The organism is Marinagarivorans sp. (genome assembly GCF_982758155.1).
On the sequence record NZ_CEXWTU010000010.1, the window covers coordinates 13,916 to 37,784 of the forward strand.

The following is a 23,869-nucleotide window of genomic DNA, read 5'->3' on the forward strand; positions in this document are numbered from 1 at the left end:
GACCTATGCGCTGAAACCTGCCCGACAAAGAGCGATAATAAATCAATTCACAAAATGATTAATCATCGCTCTTAATCGGGCAGGCTTTATGGGTTTTCGAAGAGAGCTGAAACCCAAGTCTTTGATTCTATCCCAAGCAAGTTCGGATTCTGTGCCGGATATGATAAAAGCAGGAAGTTCACATTGAAAAATTGCGCGCGCGGCCGCAATAGCTTGGTCGCCCGTAATGTGATCGGCTAGTTCATAATCAGAAATAATTAAAAAAGGGAGTTTTCCACCCTCACTGTAAAACGTGCGCAAGCTATCTATATCAGAGAAATCATCAACGCTAAAACCCCAACCTTCCAGCGTCAGCTTTAATGCATCACGAACAACTTCGTTGTCATCAATCAATAAGATATGCGATGCCGCTTCATCCTGCATGCTATCGAATGTGGCTTTTTTCAGCGCCGACTGCCTACGTTCAAAACGCTGATCACTGACATCACGGGCAAGATTTTTATTCACGACCGTATTCGGTGCTAAAGGTACAATCAAACGAAACACAGTGCCTCGCCCAACAACAGATTGCACACTTAAGTCATAACCCAAACTATCGACAAACTGCTTAACAATAGCCAGCCCAAGGCCGAACCCGCCTTTTTCCGTACGATCCTCGTCACTCACCTGTACATACTTACTGAAAATTGAGTCTTGCTTTTGTGCGGGTATCCCGCGCCCTGTATCCCAGACTTCAATAACTAACGTTTCACCACGCCGGCGGCAGCCCAATAGCACGCCACCTTTATCCGTGTAACGAATAGCATTGCTTAACAAATTTCGAATGATACGTTCTAGCAAAGCACCATGCGCGAGCACTTTATAGTCAGGCGTATAAAAACGTAGCTTTAAATGTTTTTGAGCCGCAATTGCCTCGAACTCTAAATACACTTTCGACAATAAATTTTTAATGGATGTGGGTTGTGTAGCGGCTTTAGCGGCATCGAATTCGTAACGCGAAACATCTAATATTTCGGTAAATAAATGATTGAGGTTGAGCATAGCTTGTTTCAGCTTATCGAGAATATTGTGTTGCTCTGCGTCATTTACTTTATGACTTAGGGTATCCACAAAAATAGCCATGGCTTGCAAAGGTTGCCGCAGATCGTGCGCGGCACTGCCAAATTGATCTTTAACGTGAGCGTTACGCAACTCCAGCGAGGCTGCAGTGGCTTCGGCTTCGGCACTTTTTTCGACTAAACCGCGATAAAGTAACTCTAAATCGTGATTATGGTTTTCGACAATTTTTAGCATGTCGTTAAAGGAATGCACCAACAAGCCTACCTCATCACGGCCCTTGGCTTTAGCGCGTAAACTTAAATCATTACTTTTACGGACCTCGTCCATAACTGCCGATAAACCCACAATAGGTTGTACAACAGCACGCAACAACCGGCGCGTAATTAAATAAGCGACAAACAAAGCTGCAAGGGTGACATAAAAACTAATGGAAACCCACTTACGTGTACGCTCGGAAATTGGCGATAAATCCGAGCCAACCAGGACAAAACCCAAAGGCTTGCCTTTTCGAACAATAGGCTCGACAACTTCTAGTAATTGAGCATTACGGTTAGCAAGGTCACCGTTGGGGTAATCGTAATCCAAAACTGAAGGGCACCCGCTAAAAGGCGAATATTGTCGTAAGTATTCGGCAAACAACTGTTGCTGAACATCATAGATACAAGCGTGCTGCACCGTTGAACGCAACTCAAGTGCAGAAACATTCTCGACTGCGTTTGTTCGATCGCCAAAAGCAACGGCAACCGCACTGCGCACGGCGGTAATACGCGCAAGCACCCGCATTTCTTCAACTAAATCACGTTTAACGTTATCTCGATCAAAAGAGATAAAATTAGCGACCGTAACAATAATTGCACTAACAATACCAATCACCACGATAATCGAAAGCTTGCGCTGTATCGGTAAGTCTTGATACCGAGAAAAAGCCTTCATTAACGTGCGGCCTCCGTATTACGTTTAATAATACGGGCTAATGCCAACAAATCTGAATCTAAAAACAAGCCATTAATCAGTGCGTTTTCAATATTTACGTCGAACTGAACACGGTCTTGTGTACGTAAAATATTAACAATGCCGCCTTTATCAGCAAAACCGTTACGCTCCCCAATACTTAAAACATAGATGTAACGTATCTGCTTCCAGAATGTGGGCAGCCTAACGCGCTCATCCTCACCCACATAAAGAATATGACACCCAGCACGAATATCATCCATATTATCGGCTTTAGAAACATCGAGAATGCGATTACCAATCAGTGATCCATTAAAGGTATATAAGTAAGGCGCAAAGAAAACACGACCAAACAAACACACTTTAATGGGCGATTCTGGCTTATCAAAGGCATCATCTGGCCACTCAACAAAGTTGGCGAAGTTATACACAAACTGAGCGCGAACTTGTTTTTCAGCTTCGCTTTTAGGCGCGGAAAAACAATGTGAAGAATAAAAAAATACTCCTCCCATTAATACTAATAATGCTTTACACAAATATTGTATAGAAAATCGCATAATTATATCTCGGAAGATGGTGGCAACTCACCACCGACTAGCCAATGGGATAAAAATGCCTTTAATGCAGCATCTATACGACAACGCTTAGCATTATGCTCATCAAATTCTTGGCAACTATTACCAAATACTGCCTCGAATTGATACTCCACATTATCAGCCACCACTTGAAGCTCATCTTCGATCACTATACTGTCGCCAGCATCCGTCATATCACCCAATACTTCTTCGATCTCATAAGGTAGAGGGGGTTTTTCTGTCACGATCGTTAGGGTTCTATTCTCTTGAATTTGCTGCCACGGCTCTGCTGTAACGACTTCACCGTTAAGGATCACTCTACCGGTCATTGCGTCACCGGCTAGGGTGTAAGCCTCTATTTGTACACCCTCGGCTTGCACAATATTGCGCAGCGCGCCTTGCGCTGTAGCAATAGGCCATGCGTTTAATTCGATATCGCTACCTATTGTTTGCAACTCTACGGTGCTACTGCCATTTCCCAATACAATTTGTCGCTCAGTGGCGGTATCGTCCAGTAAGCTTAAAGTAATGCCGTTTTGAACACCCTCATCCACACTGTCTAGACCACCAACGTTATAGCTCGATAGTATTTTTACATTACCTAATTGGCCTACGAAAATATCGCCATTTTCGACAGCCAAATCAATGATGCCATTACGCTCACTATCCTGCGAAAGATCGCTCGCGGTAATATTGCTTTCTATATTCAAATCGCCATCATTTAATAAAACCGTAAAGTTACCATCACTAATATTAACGGCTTGATTATCGTTATTTAAATCCTGCAGAGTTAAAGCGTTATCACTGATAATCGTTAAACCCGCTTGCCCGGCTAATACAGTATCTACAACGCCACCACTTAACTGCCACGCATATTCGCCCTGCGCATTGGTTAAATTCACAAGTAATTCTGGCGCTAAAAAGCTAAACGTTTTATCGCCATCTGCAATATCCGCCGCGTTAATACTTAAACGTGAACTTGCGCCAATACCGTTTACAGGCAGTTGTAATACACCACTAGTCGTTAACTCTACCTGAGTCGCATTGGCCGCCTGCCAATTACTGAGTAATAAATTTCCGGTATTGTTTATAGACAAGGAATTGTCGGCAGCAAACGTGAGATCAAGGGTGTCCAGCTCGCTTGTGAGCGCCAAGGACTGATCACCATTTAATACCAGTATTGCACTTTCACCCGTCAAACCTACTGCCCCGCCACTTGCTGAAACAAGATTATTCGCCTGTAGCGATAATGCCGTTGCCGTTAGGCCTGTATCGGGTAAGGTCACGGTTCCCGAGGTTTGAATATCAAACAACCCGTTAACGGCAGCAGTACTGGTTAATAGTTGTATATCATCAAGGGAATTAAGGGTTAAATCATTAGCGGTAGATAAGCCAGAAATAACGGTGTTGTTTTGCAGTGCCACACTCAGTGCGTTGGTACCGCTGGCGGTGAGATTAAGATTGCTAGCGTCAATCTGCAAGGCGTTATTCTGAATACTGTTAGTAACATTTAGCGTAAAGGCACCTGCCTGCCATTGGGTAGTGCCCACACCAGAGCCATTAACGACAGTGTTTGCATTAACCGTAAGGTTGCCCACAAGATTAAGGCCACTATCCGCAATAGCCAGGATATCAGTTACCGCCAATGATAAATCGCCAACTACCACGGGATTACTTTGAAGAAAGTTTAAATTCCCATCAACATCGATATTCACATCGCCACCAACATTTAGGCTGTTAATACTTAAGTCGCCCGTTTGCTGTAATGTAATAGCGCTGCCAGTAGCATTCGATAAATCGAGCTGCGAAAAAGTGGTATTAAGGGTAATAGGCTGTAGCTGATTACGTAATGTTAGCGCTGTAGTATTCGCCGACACAATTACATTTTGATCGCTGTCTTGCAGGGATGCAACATCGAACACCCAATCGCCGAGGGTATTTAACCCGGCATCAGCGATCTGTAATGTACCCGTGCCCACAGTTTGCACGCTTAAAGTTCCCGGCACAGAAATAGCTTCCGTTAATCGTATATTTCCGTTTGCATTAATTGATGCACTTCCGCCCACAGCTAATGCATCTATCTGAATGCCGTTCAGTGCATTCACTGTAAGCGTATCCGTCGATGTTTGGGCATCGAAAGCCAGCTGATTAAAAACACTGTTAAACGTTAAGTTACCGGCCATTGCAGTAAGCGTAATATCAGCGTCAGTAGCGCTTAGCACTAACCTACGGTCGCTATCAATAAAATCCATTGCCGCTAAGGTTAAATTGCCCGGAGATGTCCAGCCGGCATCGGGAATAATAAGGCTACCCCCAGGCACGGAAAAAACACTGTTCCCGGTAATATTAGGGAGTGAATCCAGTAAGGTTAAGTCGCCGGTGGCCAGTGTGATATTGATATTATCAATAGCCGCTATTGTTAGCGCCAACGCACCATCGTTAACAACAAAAGCATCGCCAGCCCCTAAAGTTAGCGCATTGGTACTTATTTCAAGTGCATCAGCAACCGAGCCCGCATCAGTTCCCGCTGAAAGGCTAACAATGGATGCCGCAATATTTAATACTGCATCGTTAGCATCCGTAATATTACCGCCCGCGGTTATCGCTGCCGAAGCCCCTGCCACCGAACCTAAATTTAAATCTCCACCGGCATTGAGTATTAAATCGCCCGCACCCGCATTAACCATCGATAACTGTTGAATACTGCCTTCTGCCAATAATGACAACTGCGTGGCATTGTCCACGGTGCCCGTAAGGTCTGAAATATTGGCATTAAGCCATAAAGTGTTACCCGAATTTAATGTTAAAGCTGCTGAATTTCCATCTAGTTCAATGGCATTAACAACAGTTAAATCGAAACCCGGTGTTGTTTCGACAATGGTCGAGCCTGTAGTGGCAGCATAATGAGTAAGAGATAAATCTGCCGCGTTGGTTAAGGTTACGGTATTGGCCCCAGTATTACGCAAATCTAAAAATTGTGTATTGGTATTGAGCGCAACATCCCCCCCCACAAAACCACTATTAAGCAGCAATGTATTAGCGTTAAGGGCGACTTCGCGCAAACCATTTTGCTGAAAAATATCGCTGCCATTAAGAGTCATTGTTCCGGTTACGCTTAGCGCACCAACGGGCATGCGAATAAAGCCGCTGGTATTTACCGTAAAATCGGTAGCATTCAAAATCACCGAATCACGAATAGCCAAACCATTCGCTGCATTAATTGTCACGTTACCCGGAGCTTCTATGCGCTCGGCGGCAAAACTCGCTATATCACTTAATTCAATATTCCCGGTGGCAGAAATAACATCGAAGGTATTGGTTCCCGATTCCAGTCCAGCAATATCGCCCATCGAACGTAAAAAGAAACCGCCATTGGGCGCATTTAAATCGATGCGACTATCACCGCCATCTAAAATTTGACCATTAAGTACGGAAACTGTAATGGCGTTATTTACCATGGCTTGTGTATTCAACCCGGTTATAGTCGCATCACCACTCAATACTTGAACATCAAATAACCCTAAGCCAGAACTTAAAACTGAACCATCCAACATCAATAAATCGGTACCGGCAACCAAGTTAATATCAAGGTCATGATCAGAGCCGCCAGTCTCGTCAGCCATGCGGCCGTTAATCACCATTTCATTACCAGAGGTGAGACTCAGCGTTGACGCAAGTGTGCCATCTAAGTCATTGCTCGCATCGCCAACATACGTCAGGCTGCCAGTGGCACTAATGGACATTGCCATATTACTGCCTAGTGCTAGGCGGTTAAGTGAAAGGTCGCCCGTATTATTCAACACGACATCGCCAGCCACAGTATTGTGAATACCTAACTGGCTGGTTTCTAAAGCAACGCTTTCAATACCATTCACGGCTTGTAAAAAAATACCGCCCTCGGTCGCATGCAAACCGTTAGCTGCATTACCATCATCCAATATCTGGCCTGCGGTCGCAGTAATGCTAATCGCATTGTCGGTCGTATTGGTACTTGTAATATCCGCTAACGTGACATTATTACCGGCAATTAAAGTTGTCTGAAATGAACCTGAATTGAACAGACTATCCTGCGCCATAACAATATCGTTACCGGCATTGATATTAATATCACCACCGCCCACAATCAGAGCATCGCCTAGCAACGAAAAATCATTAACCGCTATGGCATTAACACTGCCGCCTCTAAAAGCCACTGCAGCGCCGGCTTCAAAAGTAATCGAGCCGCCGGCGTTCATCTCAAGATTGAGGCTCCAATTACCATTATTGGTATGGGTAAAACCTGCACCGTCTCGAAATACAATATCGTTATCGGCACGCAGGCTCATAACTCTGCCCGCCGGTATTCCAATAAAATCAATCATGGCATCAAAGGTAATATTGCCTGTACCCGGCGCACCGGAAGCGGTATCGAGGTAGACATTTCCAAAGTTAACTAAGGTATCTTGTAAAGAAAGATTGTTAATTGTTGACGTTGCCTGCTCGGGAAGATCCAAGGTGAAAATGTAATCATCCCCGTTCAACACAAAATCGCCATTAGTATTAGCGGGGCCCTCTTGAACAGTAATATCGGTCGGGTCGATATACCATAAACCCCCTTTACCGTTGTTCGCGCCAATATCCACAGGGCTTTCTACCGCAACCACATTGCGGCCCGATACTTCGACAAAACCGCCATCACCGGCAATAGTGCCCCCGCGGGCTGATATTTCACTACCTTCGCGATACCATGTTGCATTATCGGCATACACGATCATTTCGCCGCCATTGCCCTGCGTGCCAGCGTCAATATGCGACTCACTATCGGTGTGCAAAACAATGGTGTCTTTCGCGTGAATATTCGCAAAACCCCCATCGCCAATATTGGCACCACTGGCATTCAGTTCACCCGTTTGAGCATAGCGGTGCGCTTCAATATTAACAGTGCCGCCATCGCCATTATTCGCACGGGCATCTAAACGGCCGGTATTAATCACATCACTACTGGCCGCCAGCAATTCGATACTGCCGCCCTCACCCGTTACGCTCACGGCGCGTACTAGGCCGTGATTATTAATCGCACCTTCATAAATATCGCGACCTTCTTGGCCGTCCAATACCAACGCTACACGGCTGGCACTCAACGAACCTTCGTTCACAACACCCCCACTCAACTGCGGGTCTTCCACCAATATAGGAATCTCGCTACCGGCTGAGTGCAGAAAAACGCTATTACCACTGCGCAGCATAATCTCGCCGGCCGGCACTTGAATATCGCCACTATTAAGTACATCGGTCGCCATCAATACCACGCGGTTGCTGGCGTTAATGTGGCCTTTATTGACTACGGAAGCGCCGCTAGAACCTTCAAAATTTTCGTGCCGATTAATGAAACTTTGATTATCAATATCCAGCGTTGTGGCAACAAGGCCACCCACATTTACCTGAGCACCCTCGCCAAATAAAACACCGTTGGGATTGATTAAATAAACGTGACCATTGGCATTAATGGCACCATGAATTTCAGATAACTCGGAGCCCAGCACACGATTAAGTGCCACTGAATCACTATTAGGCTGAATGTAATTCACCGTTTCGTTGGCATCCACGCTGAAGCTATCAAAGTCCAGCACCACACGCTGCGAATCCTGATGAATATTCATGCTATCGCCGGCATCTTGAATACTGGCATCGCCCACGGTTACTTTACCGCCTTGTGGTAATGCGTAAGCACTATTCGACAAGGCCGCCAATACCGCTATATAAAGCCGGCGGCGAAATTTAATACCAGCGGATTTCGAACAAAACCTGTCCATCGCCCTCTACCTCTTTACCGTTCAGTTCCCCATTAAGGGCGCTAGACGCAGTCACTTGAGCCGTGAAATGACGCCCCCAGTCGAAACGTAAACCCAGGCCAGCACTCGCATAGTGCGCATCTGTCTCGAGGCCATCGCTTAAGCCTTCTTTTTTACCCGCGGCCCAATCACCGATAAGAAAGGGTTCAATGCGCCACCGTTGATTTTCCGAGAAATGTAATAGCGACGCAAAGCGCCATTCAAATGAAGCCAGCACCGCATTATCGGCATTAAAGCCCCCTGCCGCGTAACCGCGCACACCGTCGGCACCGGTTAACGAGAACCCTTCAACACTCGGAAGCCCAACATCACTCACTTGGGCGCGCACATTAAGCTGTGCAATATTACGGGCATGCCCACTCGCCATACCTTTTAACCAGAAGGTACTTAAATTCATTTTATTAAATTCACCGTCAGGCACACCTTCAACGACATATTCACCATGACTAAGATCGACAACCCAGCTCATTAAGGCACTGCTTTTTTGCCACTGTTTGTCTTTAAACCACTGTAAAGACAGCCCCTGACTCAACTCCTGTTGCACACTGTCACTGCCTTCAGCATTCAGCATATTGCGCGTTTGATACAAACCCACACGCATCCGAGAGCGATGTTTAGCATGGTAGCCAAAGTGTTTTGTAAAGCCCGTGCGCACGGTACTTGCGTCCCCCGTCAAACCCAGTGCGGCAAAGCGTGCCCCCACTTCAAACTGGTTATTGCTCGCGCTGATATCCCACCCATAACGCAAGCCAGCAAACGGCAAACTGTACGACAGACTCCCGTAGGTATTCGGCACGTCATCCACCGAACGCAATACCGCTAACGATAATCGGTCGTGGTGGCCTGTTAACTGAAATTCAGAATACTGTGCAATTAAACGCTGCTTGCCACTGCTCTCACTACCATAGTTATCGGCCTTTAATGAAAATGTGCGCTGGCGAGCCTTATCCACTTTTAGGTTTAGCCGCGCTTCTCCTGTTTTAGCCCCGCGCGAATAAAAAGCAAAAACCTCAAAACCACCCTGCATTTTTAACGCCTGCACCCTATCTTCTATGGCTGGGGCATAAAGAACACCCCCCACAAGATCTTTAAATACACGACTAAAACGCGCATCGGCCAACGCAGTATTATTAATGACATGCACAGAGCTCAGTACGCCTTTTTGTAAGTTCAAGGCTACAAAGCCATCTTCGATTTTTTGTGGCGGTAAAAAAACAGAGTGAAAAACGTAACCCTTATTGCGTACGTACAGCGTTAAGGCATCTGCAACCTGGTGTAATTCATCCACCGACATTGTCTCACCGAAACGGGCACGCTCTAACTCCAACTGTTTTAACAATGGTTCACGAGGGAGTTTTGCGGACACTTCACTATCCACTTCAACTAATGTCAGCACGCTAACCTTCAGGCGTGCATCACCCAGTTGATCGGTCACTTGCCCCCAAACAGGAAAGCTTAATAACCACAGTAAAATGGCTGAAAAAATAGGGGTATAAATCCGTTTCACCTCAATCAATAAAATGTGTTTATAAAAGTATCATCACTCGTAGAGCAAGATCGGCGACGATAAAAAACGTAACTATTCAGGTGCCGTCGAAATAATGCCACCCAAAAGGCGAATTGATTATTTTCTGGGCATTCAAGCGTCAGGAACGCTTGCATAGCGCCCAGCCCCAGCAAGGATGCGTGGGGGTAGACTTTGCAGGAGCACAAAGTCGTAGATGGCTTGAGCGGCCCAGTAAATGATCAGTTTGCCGGCCTATTTGTGCATGGCTAAATAGTTACAAAAAAAACAAAGGATATAATAAAAAGTGTGACTAGTTTTTGACAAAATAATTACGCCCGACCAACAATCCCGTTAGCGTCATTATTCCGTCAACAAATGAACGACTATTAATCCATTTACAATAAAAAACACGTACTTCAAATGATAGCTTAGCCCCACCAAACTGCTATTGCAGTCATATCATATTGCACCGAATACTCTAGACTGACGCGGGGTTTAGGGCTCTGACAAATAACTATTAATAGATTAATAGGGTATAAAGAATGCTACAGTATACACTTCATGAACCTCCCGTCAGCGCAGTGCCTGCAGTAGTTGCCAACAGGCAAAGCATCAGCCATTCTTAGTGGGTAGGATTTCACCAAACACAGAATAACCGAAGATGAGGCCATATTCCGTTGAGCATTAAAGTACTCATTGTTGATGACCATGGACTTTTCCGCCAAGGCTTAGAAATGCTACTGGTTACACAGCTGGCTTGCGATGCCGTATTGCAGGCTGCAACCGGTCAAGAAGCACTGGATATTCAATCGCAAGATCCTGAGATCGACCTCGTTTTATTGGATTATAATCTAGGCGCCGACCACGGCTTGGATATATTACAGAAACTCAAAAAGTTCGACCCGGCACTGCCCGTTGCGATGGTCTCTGGACGCGATGAACCCCAAGTTATTTTGAGTGCACTGGGCAGCGGCGCCAGTGGTTTTATTCCTAAAAGCTTAGCCCCTGAAGATATTGTTTTTGCCATTCAGCAGGTTATTGATGGTGGTATTTATGTACCCTCTACCCTGCTGGAAACCAACCCCAAAACAACCCCAACAGAAGACAACCAGTCGATCCAAAAACAGCTGCAGCACTTAGCTGATATTGCGCGGCGTGTTATCCGCGAAAAGAATCTCGATGTCTGCGACCAAGCTGATGTTGAAAACGAAATGACATCCACACTGAATCGACTAGTTCGCGAGCTACAAGAGGACCGTAATTATCTAGAATTACTGGCCTTTAAAGATGACCTTACCGGCGTGGCCAACCGCCGCCTATTCGATGAACGCCTAGAGCAAGCTTTGCGCAATAGCCGGCGCAATTGCACCTTCATTTCGCTGGTCTACCTCGACTTAGATCACTTCAAAGCAATTAACGATACCCTAGGGCACCCTGCGGGCGATGTTTTGTTGAAAAAAATCGCTCAACGTTTAGTTGAATCTGTACGCGAAGTGGATACGGTCTCACGCTTAGGTGGCGACGAGTTTACGGTTATTCTCGTAGATGTAGACTCCATCGATGGACTTGAAGCTCAGCTCACTCGTTTGCGCGATACCATCAAACAAGTCATAACGCTCGAAAGTGGCAAGCAATGTACGCCGTCGGCCAGTATTGGTGCCGCCTTAAGCGACGGAGAAGAAACCGCTGAAGCTCTAATGAAGCGTGCAGACACCTGCCTTTATGAAGTCAAAGAAAACGGCCGCGATCATTTCCGAATATCCCCCTTGAATTAGTAGCAAAACCATCTCGCTACATCTATGCGGCCGCCTTGGCCGCGCGCTTCACTTCTAACATCCACAACAACATCGCCGATAGTTTTTATCCGCACGATTGCGTAACATGCCACCTTGAATAAGGGTTGCAGCCACAAGGACGCGCCCTAGCTACCCAACACTTTATGAGGTGTCTTTTGCCAGAGCTCAGCGTGCAATCCAACATTACCCAACCCCAAACAAACGCCACCCCGCTAGCGCCCAAAGGCAGTGGCGCTTGGAAAGTCGCCGTGATTGGTAACTTCAGCGGCCTACACCCTAGCGGCAAACAAGCCTCACTGCTAAAGCGCAAACACCATCGCATCACCAAAGATAACTTTGAAGAAGTCTTTGAACGATTAAGCGTACAACTGAAACTCGCCATTTGCGATAACACCATTCGCTTTGACGACATTGACGACTTAAACCCCGATTATCTTTATCAAAACGTTGCAGCCTTTAGCCAATACCGCGACCTCATCGAAAAACTACACTCTAAAACACACTTCCAAAACGCCGTTGCGCAACTGCAGGCTCGCGGTTTAATCGAGCAAACAGAAATAGCCGCAAAAGCCCGCGATGTTCTGCCTGAGAATTTATTAGACTCGGTGCTCAGCAGTGCAAAACAACAAAGTGACACTGGGTTTTCGGTAGAAGCACTAATTCGCCAAACCATTGCCCCCCACATTGAAACGCAATTAGATCCACGCGCCGAAGAATATATTGCTGCTGTAGAAGCCGCCGCCAGCGATTTATTGCGCAGTATTAAGCACGCTAGTGAATTTAAAGAATTAGAAGCCAGCTGGCGCTGTGTCGATTTAATTAACCGCAAACTTGATACCGACCGTGCCTGCCACCTGCATATAGTTGATGCAAACTTGCAAGCGATCCAACACGATGTAGACACGCATACAAACAGCATCGAAGCCTCTGAACTTTACCGCAATTTAATTGCAGACAAAGCCGTCGCCGGCAATAAACCTTACGATGCCATATTAGTCGATATTAATATGGCAGAAGCCAACGCCGAACTTCTACAGTTTTTCGCCCGCTTTGCACAGGCAGCCAATGTTCGCCTATTGACCGGCGCTACCATTAGCACCTCAGGTTATAGCAGCGTTGAAGCTTTACTGGACGATCAAGCCGCCAAGCCTCAAAGCGACGCTTGGCAACAAGTACGCACTACCGCCGGCGCCCAAAACCTATTTGCCTGCGCCCCGCAATTTATGATTCGCCTACCCTACGGCGCCAAAACTAGCCCAATCGATAGCCTTCGCTTTGAAGAACTACCCGACAATAACGCCAAAAAATCTTTTTACCTGTGGGCCAACAGCGCTTACTTAGTATTAATGACTTTGGTTAACGGCAATAACAGTATCGATGGCCTTCCCTTCCACGTTACTTACGATAGCGACGGAGACGAACTACTGGTCCCCGCCACCGGCGCCTATCTACCCGCAAAAGCTGTAGAAAAACTGGAAAATACGGGACTCACCGTTGTGCAATCGGTAAAACATAGTGATGCGGTATTAATCCAACGCTGGGTGAGTTTTTCCCACTAAATTCAATTGGTTTTTTTAACTATTCAGCCATAGAGAGTTAGCTCACCTCCTGCAGAACCGGAGGTGAGTTAGATGACACCCTAAAAGAGTTAAAGTAAGCGCCCGAGAAGCCATAAAAACGGTAGCACCGCTATCGCGGAAAAAGTGTATTTTTAGAGGTGGCCTTAGCCCACACACAAATTATTTCATGGGCCGCCCAAACCATCCTTAGACAACATCCAGATGCACCACATATCCGAATAGCGTTCAGAAAAAATTCGTTTTTTGAGGAAATGCGTTTTTCCGAGCCTACCTAAACAGTTGCGAATATTTACACCCAGAACACTCGATGCATACCTTGATGGAGCGCAAGGCATGCATTCCCCCCCCTTATTTCATTTTCACACCATAAAGATCAAATCTTTTCTCATTATCGAAATAGTCTCGCCTTTACTGCTTACGAGCAACACTTCGGCCGGCTGAATATTCTTATCGAGTTCATAAAAATTAATAGGTAATTTCTCTACAAAAAGCCAATTCGAAATCAACCTCTACTTTATTGCATCGCGACTATTTCCCAAGAGCGGCGATAGGGACATATTTTTTGGACAGCATGACCACTCGCCCCCGAACACACGTCGATTCAAAAAGCCTCCCCCACATTCAAAACAAAAAATATCAAACAAAAAAACAGCCTACAACACATAAAAAAATTATTATTTTCAGAATATCAATAGGAAAAATAATAAAAAATAACATTCTAAAACAAGACATCCCAAATGAGCAAAATGGATACAACACTTGATCGAAATGCTCATTGCCTACTCCCACCCTCTCCAATATAAGCAAAAACACACAATCGCATCACATAGAAACTATTTTTATTAACGAAAAAATTAGTGCTACTATCCGCCCGAAAAAAATAATCTAAAAATAAAACATAACGGCCAACACATAATCAGTGTAGCGCCCACTTATTAATCACCAGCATAATTATCAAACTATAACAAAGGAATATATAAAATGAAAAAGTTGTATGCTGCGATACTGGCGTCGTTAACGCCTGTAATTTCGCAGGCAGAAATAGTCGACTATATGCATTTCCAAATAGACACCGAGACACGGGCGATTTCCCCACTACTGCTAACGGGTAAAATTAGTAACGAAGGCAGTTTGTATCTTACAAAGATTTCAAAAACCACCAAACAAGCGGACCTAAGTGAGTCACTAGAGCTTGTGCAAATAGTGGCGCCCGGCATTTATCTAGCCAAAGGTGATTTTGGGGAGATTCACGGCGATGCCTTTGAATGGGCTGTAAAATACTTACCTGAGATGAAACTAACAGAGCGCCTACAAAAATCAGTTTCGAGAAAAATTATCGCCGATATTGGCCCGCGCGACGCTTACATTGTGGTAATGGCTAACGCAAAAAAAAACACTAAAGAACAGTTTAAACAGTTTTTAATCGCACACGAAATTAAAGCCAACATCAATATTCACTCGAAAAGTTCGAGTATACTTTTGGAGTTGAATACTGGAGAATTAACCACAGTTCTAAGTTCAGACCTAGTTATTAATGTAAGCGAATCATCTCTCGATAACGTTAGCGAAACACTGACTATAGACTCCGTAATTAGCCGAGCAGCCCATGGCACTACGCCACTTTCTTCGTTTGACGAATCCTGTAACAGCGTAGGTCATTACACTGGCCAAGGCGTTAACATAGCAGTATGGGACTCCGGTTTTCGCGAATCTCACATGGCATTCCAAAACGATGACGGCACTGATAATTTTGTAATGCAGCGCCAACAAACAATCGCAAGAAGCAGCTATGAAGGTATATCCCTCAGTAAAAGCCAACTCGGCAACGGTGGTGATTTTAACGCCTTGGGCCACGGCACGGTGGTTTTTAGTGTTATAGGCAGTGACGGTATTAGCGCTTCATCTTCAGATATACATCGATGTACCACCGGCCCAACACCCAATGCCAACTTTCTGCTCGGTGAGTGGCATAAACTCGGCGACTTAGTTGCAGGGAGGCTTAGCTGGAGCGTAGGGGAAACATCCTTGAGCGACGCGGTTGCTGAATTAGCAGGTCCATTACGCACCCCAATACAAGTTGGCAGTAAAAATTTCTCCATCCCTCATTATGAAATATTAACGCGAACCGTTGACGGTATAGAACAAACCTACACAGGCGATGCTATAGCGGACTCTAATCGTTACAATAGTATCGCACGTGAAGTCGATGAAATTGTTCGAGCCAATGATATTTTAATGGTGACGCCAACGGGAAATAGAGGAGGCAGTGATCCAGACGATGGCCGGAGCACAATGCAGCCTGCCTACGCTAAAAATGGAGTTGCTGTAGGAAGTATTCACTTTAACCGCTCCACCGATAAGAGTGATCACACTTGGGGCTTCGGACCAACCAACACGCTAAGCTCTGTTAAAATGATTACTCCCGATAATCGTGTAAAACCCGACCTTATTGCTGAGCATTGTTACAACACGGCAGTAGCTTCCTCAGACACCAGTATTAATCTTGCCAGTCAAGCTGTGTGCGGAGTAAGTTTAGCCGCCCCCTACGTTGCTGGGCAGTTCGGCATTCTTTACCAGATGTGGGCCGAAGGTGCCATTCATGGTAATGATGACGGTGAAGGTGGATCGCTAGCGGTAGGCGAAGTTGCCGAAGCCTTTTCTAACAGGCCAACTACCTCTATGGCGAAAGCCATTATGATCAATACGGCAGAGCGCTACCCGCTAACCCAGTTCGAACAAAACACTCAAGGTTGGGGTGTTGCAAACGTAGAAAATATTACCATGGCCCAAAACGCTGTTCGCAGTAATGTTTCTGCTTACCCTTTCGCAAAAGAATTGCCGCTGGTTCACGACGCCCTCCTCGGTGGATCGCGGTCGCTGCCTCACGGTGATCGCTACGATCAAGCCAACGCAGGCATTAATCACGCGACGCAAGGAGCTTATTACATTGACGTAAAGCCCGGCACACTAGAGCTTAACGTAACAATGGCGTGGATAGATCGACCCGCTGTCACCAACGCACAGAATGCACTTGTCTTAGACTTCAACCTTTACGCTTATCGCTATGTAGATGGAAGTGTTACGCACCAGTATGCCGGTAACAATTTTGGCAATGACTATTACAGCCTACTGGGCACAAGTGGTGTCGAGCGAGACAATCGCAACAATATCGAAAATATTTTTATAAAAAACCCTGTACCCGGGTTATACAAACTATTTATTGATCCGCGCAATATAGGTTTGGACTCAGAAAACGCTTCACTTGTCGCAACTTGTGACGGAGGCTCCTGCGCTGAAATTATTCTTGCTAGTACCTACAACCCCTTCTTAAAGGTGAGCGGCCAGCGCCCTTGGCGTCACATGTTCGGTTACAAAGGAACGCCATCATTAGGCACTGGGCCTTCGGCAGGCCCGGCCGGACAAATGGATCACCAAGGTAATTCTAACTATTTTTATTTTGAAGCCTCCAACTATTCAGGTATGGGTTCCGACTTCACCCAAACCTACGACGATGCCATACTTGAATTTAATGAAGGCTATATTAACCCCAAGAAATGGATATTGGATTTCGACATGCACAAATGGGGCGGCAACCAAGGTGTTCTGTATGTGGAGTACTACTACCCTGACAGGGATAGCTGGGTACCCATTTGGCACAATGTCAGCGCAGCCAATAAAAATGAATGGCAGCACGTAAGTCTTAACTTGGCGGGCTGGGCGAGCCACCATGCTGATAACAGCCAAAACGGTAAAACTAAATACCGTATTCGGTATGATCACCAAAATGGCTGGAAAGGCGATATCGCCATTGGCAATATTGTCTTAAACCCAAACTATAATTACATTAATTAAACTAAGGGACGAGGCAATAATAGTTTATCCAATTAGGCGAAGAGATCGACTTTCTTATCGAGGCGCTTAAAGGGGCGCATGCCGGGGCATGTAACGCTTTGAGCAACGAAGGTAGGGGAGTCGATATCAAGTATTAGTGGATGAAATATTGTTTCCTCGTCCCTAACTTACTCACAATGCGGTTGGAGATGAAGCTCCAACCGCATCAACTGAAAATTTAAAAGGCGCAATTGCTTAATGGCTTTGCGCTTTTTTTGTGCCCGCCAACTCAATCCAAGAATCATAATGATAATGATTTAGATAACATAGCTCCACCACTGTTAAGGCACTGAGTTATACGACACCCAAACAGAAACTACATAGATAGAGTAAAGCTTAATAAAATTTTAGCGTTTAGCACGAATGTGGGTGACCCGTGTATTTTAGCCCGCAACCCCAAAGCGAGGACACATCACTGCACAATGAAGGCATGCGGATGAAAACTTCTTGCTTAGGCGCTGTAACCATGATTTTTAAACACAAGGATTCCACTCTGCTCACAACTACCCCCTAAAATGCTATCCAGTGGGATTGTTGCAGCACTTGCAGTAAACTCATGCCTTATTACACAAGGTCATGAATCATCATGCACAGCCCCCTCTTTTGGTCCACTCGCCCTAGCCACCAGAACACACTCTGGCAGCAACAGTTGTCGACACTAGGGGAAACCGTAGCCTTGCCACTGCTCGAAATCGTACCGATCAGTAGCGAAGCGGCTCAGCAAGCTATTAAACGCTTGGTGTTAGACTTAGATCAATTTGAGCATGTCCTTTTTGTTAGCCAAAATGCTGTTGCTCACGCATTTGACTGGCTTGATCGCTACTGGCCCCAAATGCCCGCCGGCATTCAGTTTTATGCCGTAGGTAGCAAAACCGCGGAGGCTGTGCGCAGCCATCAAGCAGACGTTATTGAATGCGGCGAGGCGATGAATAGCGAGGCTTTGCTCGCGCTTCCTAGCTTGCAACAGGTAAGCCATCAAAAAGTGTTAATTTGTCGCGGCCAAGGTGGACGCCCCAAACTAGCCGAAGTACTCGAACAGCGCGGCGCAAAAGTAAGTTATTGTGAACTTTACCAGCGAACATTGCCCAACAAAGCAGCTCAGCAATGTGCCGCATTACCGGAGAATAGGCAGCATATAATTCCACTATTTAGCGGAGAAACACTGCAAAACTTGCTTTTAGCACTACCCTCTACCATGAATAAACACGAAACGACCTTAATTGTACCCGCGCAACGGGTTGCCACCCAGGCCCGTGAAGCCGGCTTTAGTAACGTGACTGTGGCGGCGAATGCCAGCCAAGACGCCATGCTAGCCGCCACACGCCAATGCCTTACTCACTCACGCTCACAATAAGGATTATCGATGAACGATAAGCCCAACAATACAGCTACCAGCGATACCCCAGCAGACGATAACGCGACAGTAACGTCGGCGCAGAATACTGCAGAAGATAATACGTCTCTGCCCGATAACAATAGCGACGCATTAACGACCAGCACCGAAACTGACAGCCATTTAATAGAAGAAAATCCAGCGCCAGAACAACCCGTGGCCAATACAGAGGCCGAGACCTTAGAAGCTACAGAAGCTACAGAAGCTACAGAAGCTATCATTGTTAGCGAGCCACAACCCACTAGCGAAGCCATCGATATAATTGAAACACCAACGGCTACAACACCACCCGCTTCAACACAAAACCCAAAAGCCTCAAAAAAAGGGTTTTGGCTACTTGGAACCTTAATTGTTATTGGCTGGGGAACAACTGCTGCCGCAGGCTATTGGGGCTATCAACAAGCCCTGCGCTACCAAACACAAAATATTGATATCCAAAGTGCTTTAACCACCTTAAAGGGTGAATTGGAGAGCCAACTTTCTAGTGATCAACAAAGCCAGTCCAATCAGCTAAAAGCATTAAGGCAAACCGTCGACGGTGAGCTCAAGGCAGTCAGCCGTGAAGCCACAACCGAGTCTCAAAAACTAAAGCTACAAATAAAAGAACATGAAGCACGCTTAAATGGCCAGCAAGAGCGGCTAACAGGCCTTTCAACAACATCACGCGAAGACTGGTTACTAGCCGAGGCGGAATACCTTCTTAAGCTGGCCAACCAGCGCGTATTGATGGAGCGCACACCGGCCAATGCTGTTGCGTTACTCACCCGTGCAGACGCCATCATGGAACGCGTTAGCGCTGGCTTAGGCGATAGAGAACTGTTTGCTATACGCAAGCTGCTCGCAGAAGAAATTACAGCGCTGCGCTTAATCGAATCGGTAGACACACAAGGCCTCTATTTAAAGTTAGGCTCGCTCGCTCGCGCCATTGAACAACTACCCACCCTACCCGGCAAAGAGGAACGCTTTAGCAACAGTAAAAAGAAAGAGCCTATGCGCGAAACTACCTGGGCAACATTCAAACGTGAAATGGACAACGTATTGTCTTTTTTAAGTAACTCTTTCGAAATGTACCCAGACACAGAGCTCGCCAACCCTATTGTTTCACAACAGCGTTTACAGCTAATGCAATTGAATACGCGCCTGTTATTAGAACAAGCACAAATATCATTACTTAAAGAAGATACCGTCAGTTACCAAGAAAGTCTCAAAGCGGCCAGCGAACTCGTTAATCAATATTATTTTGAATCCCCTAAACGCGCCGCCTTTGCCGAAGAAGTGATTGCACTCGCGCAAAAAGATATTGCACCGATACTACCCGACATTTCACACTCACTAAAACTATTACACAGCTATATTGCTGAGCAACACCGTTTAAATGCACCTAGCGCGGGCTTAAACAACAGCAAGACAAAAGGAGCGCGCTAATGCGTAAGTTTTTAGTGTGGGTGTTTTGTCCCTTTATTTTTATCGGCTGCGCTGCAATGTTCCTCATTCCGATGATGCAGCGCGACCCTGGCTACGTATTAATCGCTGTAGGCGGTCAGATTATCGAAATGCGTTTTGGGATGGCAGTACTGCTTTTCATATTAATTCTCATCAGTATTTGGTGGTCAATAGCGCTGATCAAAGGAACATGGAAGGCCACCCTTAAAACCGTTACTTGGTGGCCCGCTAAATCACAAAGCTTACTGTGGAAACGCCAAGAGCGCGCCATGGCCGCACTCTGGGAAGGCAATATTCATGAAGCCCACCGCAACTTTGTAAAAATTGCAAAAACTAAAGGCCAGGACACCGACACACTTAGCCTAATTAACGCCGCTAATACCGCTGCCGATTTAAATCAATTTAATGAAGCCGACAGCTTTTTATCGCAAGCCGAGCGCCTAGATGACAAAGCCCATGCGGTAACATTATTGATGAGCCGCGCGCGCTATCACCAAAAGCAGGGGCAAACCGATGCAGCCTTGCGCTTGATTAATACCGCACTCAGCCAACACCGCTTGCATCACGGTTTATTAACCATGCTACTGAACTTACATCGCGACCAACAAGATTGGCCCGCCTTGCATGCACTACTCCCTCGCTTCCAAAAAGCCCGTATATTATCGAATGATGAACAAGTAAACCTCGAACGCAATATTTACCAAGGCCTGATTACTTGCGCCACAACACCAGATGCCCTCAGTAGCGTGTGGCAAACGATACCTAAAGGCAACAAACAAGATCGCACACTGGAATACGCCTACATTCAACAGCTACTTAATTTGAAGTGCGATACAACGGCCGAACCCATCCTACGAAAACTACTTAAAAAACATTACGACGATGAATTAATTAATCTTTTTGCCCGCACCAAAGTTGAAGATACCGCCTTACAACTGCAATACGCCGAGCGCTGGTTAGACCACAAAGGCGACAACCCCATATTGCTGCTAGCCCTAGGGCGAATTGCATTGCGCTGTGAACTCTGGGGTAAAGCGCGCGACTATTTAGAACAAAGCCTAAAGCTTAAACCAGCGCCCGAAACCTATGCAGAACTGGCTCGCTTACTAAGCCATTTAGGTGAACACAAGAATAGCAATGCATTATTTCAGCAAGGCTTATTGCACAGCGCCAATACATCGCTACCCAGCAAAACTATCCCTTAAACCGGAACATCCCCTTTCAATGCGTATATTTAGTTATCAACCTCCAGCGGGCTTACCGCCCGTTATTTTTCAAGACGAATACTACCTGGCCATCAATAAACCCAGCGGTTTACTGAGTAACCCAGGGCGAGCGGCGCATACAAACGACTGCGCACTAACCCGATTACAGTCGGCATTTGATGAAATCCATTTAGTGCATCGCCTAGACTGTGATACTTCTGGCGTATTGATTTTTGCCAAACAGAAAAAAGCCGAAGGCGCCTTAAAAAAGCAGCTACAAGAGCGTAAAGTACAAAAAACGTATCACGCACTGGCATGGGGTATTCCAGCACAAAAGAAAGGGAGTATTGATTTAAGGCTAGCCTCAAATCCGGATGATATTCCACTTCAAAAAGTAGATGCCAACGGTAAAGAAGCCGTAACCCATTACACGATACTTGAAAGCAACCCCGAACAAAATATCGCACTGCTTGAGCTACGCCCACTCACCGGCCGAACCCACCAATTACGCGTACACCTAGACGCTATCGGCCACCCTATTTTAGGCGACCCCTTTTATGGCCATCAAGAATCTCAGAGTAATAAACCGCGCCTTTGTTTACACGCTAAGACCTTACAGTTCAAACACCCATTTACCCACAAAGAAATAATCATCGATACAAGCACATCGTTTTTATAAGTACACGCAACAGATAGACGCGCACCCTTTTAGTCATAAAAAAACCCCGTTAACACTAAGCCTTAACGGGGTTTTTTTATGCGGTAAAACTCAATAACATATTGAAAAATTAATTTTCGTAACGATTTTCTCGCAACCAAACAACACCGTACAACATACCAGCCGCGATAATAGTACCTACCCAAAACTGCATTAAAGTTAAGACCGCAAACAAATCACCCCAACCCGAAGAGGCGCTCGACGCCGTGGAAAAATCAGGAAAGATATAGCTCATAAACAGCGACAACATTCCCGTCGAACCAAAGACAATCTTTTCAAAAATCACGCTGCCCAGCAAGGGAATAATAGCCACGAGAAAAGGCGTTTTTTTCGCATATGCCGAAGCTAGCAATAACCCAGCGACTAGAGGTAAACGCCATAGCGATGCAGCTAAAAATGATCCTACATATTGCCAAGCTGAGCCTATAAATGTTTGCTCAGCCCAGACAATATCCATTGCCCCGTCAAAACCAGACATTACCGCAAGCACCGTAACAACCAACAACAATACTAAGCTAAAGGCTAAGGCACACAACCACGCAATGGCCGGCAATACGCAGGAAGCTACAACCACTTTAGTCAATACATTTTGCGTTTCGCTAACAGGCATCGACTTCCAAAATAAAATACTGCCATCCTTTCTATCAGCCGACAAACACCCTAAGAGATACGTCAGTGAAATGAAAAATAAAATACCCGAGAAAGCCATATAACCAACATTATTAATTATGCCGGCACCTTCGCTCACGTCTTTATCCGGAAAAGGCATCGTACTTGCTGCATGATTGCTGTGCGGCACGTCTTCTTCACCTATGACAATGTCGTGATAATCAAATTCACGAACATCACCTTCATGCTGTGTTTCCTCGTGGCTATCATACTGGTAACTATGACTAAACTCTGATGCGCGCCCGACGGCTATTGCAACAAGTATTGACACACATAACAAAACAAAAATAACGATAGGCGCCTTAATAAACGCACCGTTATGCTCCCACATTTCACGTTTAACCGGAATAATATAGCGTTCCATTATACTCCCACCTCTGTTGGATTAACCTTAGCGACAAACAAATCAGCAATGGTTGGCGTACGCACTTGCCCAAACGGAGCCAATAAATCACTCGAAACATTTTCAAATAACAGACTTACGCCACCCAAGCGTTGCTGCACACTAATCGGGCGATAACCGGCCTGCTCAACCTCGGCTTGTTGCGCCTTCGTCACACTCAATTCAGTAAAGCGCTCCCCGACAGATTCCATCGGTAAATCCAATACCAGCTCACCGCGATTAATAAACATCAAATCAGTCAATATGTTCTCAATCTCTTCCACTTGATGTGTCGTGATGATAATGGTTTTTTGTTCATCAAAATAATCACTTAATAACGCATTATAAAACTGCTTACGATAGACAATATCCAAACCCAATGTGGGCTCATCCAACACCAATAAACGACTATCAATAGCCATTACTAAAGCCAAATGAAGTTGGGTAATCATGCCTTTGGATAAAGCACTGATACGGCTATTGGATTTAATGTTTGTTTTGGCCAAAAAATGCTGTGCTTTTTCACGGTTAAAACGTGGGTGTACGCCAGCCACATAATCGACAGCCTGACTCACCTTTAACCAGCGCGGCATAATAGCGGTATCGGCAATAAAGCTGACTTGCTCCATCAGTTGGGTACGCTGCTTTGCTGGATTTAAACCCAACACATTCAACTCACCGTCCACCGAGGCCAAACCCAACAACCCTTTTAATAACGTTGTTTTACCTGCCCCATTCGGACCAATAAGCCCGACTATGCGCCCAGGCTCGATAGTGAAATTAATATTTTTTAATGCTTGATGACTTCCGTAACGTTTATTAACACCCGCGGCCTTAGCAATAAAATCACTCTTAGTATCGATATTCAC

General features: G+C 45.7%; 13 protein-coding genes. 7 read left to right on the forward strand and 6 right to left on the reverse strand.

Translation table 11 applies throughout. The annotated features are described in order from the left end of the window. Positions 1 to 42 precede the first annotated feature (42 nt). Genes AC3A8L_RS02465 through AC3A8L_RS02480 form a run of 4 tightly spaced genes read right to left on the reverse strand, consistent with a single transcriptional unit; the run spans position 43 to position 9,923 of the window. On the reverse strand, positions 43 to 1,992 hold the full coding sequence (locus tag AC3A8L_RS02465; RefSeq protein WP_487960637.1) for an ATP-binding protein: 1,950 nt from the start codon (positions 1,990 to 1,992) through the stop codon (positions 43 to 45). After that, complete coding sequence (locus tag AC3A8L_RS02470) at positions 1,992 to 2,567, reverse strand: YfiR family protein (protein WP_487960638.1); 576 nt, start codon at positions 2,565 to 2,567, stop codon at positions 1,992 to 1,994. The genes AC3A8L_RS02465 and AC3A8L_RS02470 overlap by 1 nt, the downstream gene beginning before the upstream one ends. A 2-nt stretch (positions 2,568 to 2,569) precedes the next feature. Next, a complete protein-coding gene (locus AC3A8L_RS02475) occupies positions 2,570 to 8,377 on the reverse strand; it encodes a two-partner secretion domain-containing protein (RefSeq protein ID WP_487960639.1) in 5,808 nt (1,935 codons plus the stop codon). Then, positions 8,343 to 9,923: a ShlB/FhaC/HecB family hemolysin secretion/activation protein gene (locus AC3A8L_RS02480; RefSeq protein WP_487960640.1), complete on the reverse strand. Its 1,581-nt coding sequence runs from the start codon at positions 9,921 to 9,923 to the stop codon at positions 8,343 to 8,345. Before AC3A8L_RS02480 ends, AC3A8L_RS02475 begins: the two co-directional genes overlap by 35 nt. A gap of 677 nt (positions 9,924 to 10,600) precedes the next feature. Between AC3A8L_RS02480 and AC3A8L_RS02485 the strand changes: the two genes are divergently transcribed. The 7 genes from AC3A8L_RS02485 (at position 10,601) to AC3A8L_RS02515 (ending at position 21,910) form a co-directional block, all read left to right on the forward strand. Beyond that, a complete protein-coding gene (locus tag AC3A8L_RS02485; protein ID WP_487960641.1) occupies positions 10,601 to 11,698 on the forward strand; it encodes a diguanylate cyclase in 1,098 nt (365 codons plus the stop codon). Between the two features lie 176 nt (positions 11,699 to 11,874). Next, positions 11,875 to 13,278, forward strand: coding sequence for a type VI secretion system contractile sheath domain-containing protein (locus tag AC3A8L_RS02490; protein WP_487960642.1), 1,404 nt, complete (start codon positions 11,875 to 11,877; stop codon positions 13,276 to 13,278). A 1,002-nt stretch (positions 13,279 to 14,280) separates the two neighbouring features. Next, a complete protein-coding gene (locus AC3A8L_RS02495; RefSeq protein WP_487960643.1) occupies positions 14,281 to 17,151 on the forward strand; it encodes a S8 family serine peptidase in 2,871 nt (956 codons plus the stop codon). 625 nt (positions 17,152 to 17,776) lie between these two features. Then, positions 17,777 to 18,544, forward strand: a complete 768-nt coding sequence (locus AC3A8L_RS02500) for a uroporphyrinogen-III synthase (protein ID WP_487960644.1) — start codon at positions 17,777 to 17,779, stop codon at positions 18,542 to 18,544. A gap of 9 nt (positions 18,545 to 18,553) precedes the next feature. Next, positions 18,554 to 20,008: a uroporphyrinogen-III C-methyltransferase gene (locus tag AC3A8L_RS02505; RefSeq protein ID WP_487960645.1), complete on the forward strand. Its 1,455-nt coding sequence runs from the start codon at positions 18,554 to 18,556 to the stop codon at positions 20,006 to 20,008. After that, on the forward strand, positions 20,008 to 21,231 hold the full coding sequence (locus AC3A8L_RS02510) for a heme biosynthesis HemY N-terminal domain-containing protein (RefSeq protein WP_487960646.1): 1,224 nt from the start codon (positions 20,008 to 20,010) through the stop codon (positions 21,229 to 21,231). The genes AC3A8L_RS02505 and AC3A8L_RS02510 overlap by 1 nt, the downstream gene beginning before the upstream one ends. 19 nt (positions 21,232 to 21,250) lie before the next feature. Then, positions 21,251 to 21,910 (forward strand): RluA family pseudouridine synthase, encoded by a 660-nt coding sequence (locus AC3A8L_RS02515; RefSeq protein WP_487960647.1) that lies wholly within the window; start codon positions 21,251 to 21,253, stop codon positions 21,908 to 21,910. 109 nt (positions 21,911 to 22,019) lie between these two features. Here the strand turns inward: AC3A8L_RS02515 and AC3A8L_RS02520 are convergent, their stop codons facing one another. Together AC3A8L_RS02520 and AC3A8L_RS02525 are read right to left on the reverse strand one after the other, a co-directional pair. After that, entirely contained in the window at positions 22,020 to 22,982 is a 963-nt protein-coding gene (locus AC3A8L_RS02520; protein WP_487960648.1) for a hypothetical protein, read from the reverse strand. Next, the gene (locus AC3A8L_RS02525; protein ID WP_487960649.1) at positions 22,982 to 23,869 is read right to left on the reverse strand and encodes an ATP-binding cassette domain-containing protein; all 888 of its coding nucleotides are present in this window, start codon (positions 23,867 to 23,869) and stop codon (positions 22,982 to 22,984) included. Before AC3A8L_RS02525 ends, AC3A8L_RS02520 begins: the two co-directional genes overlap by 1 nt.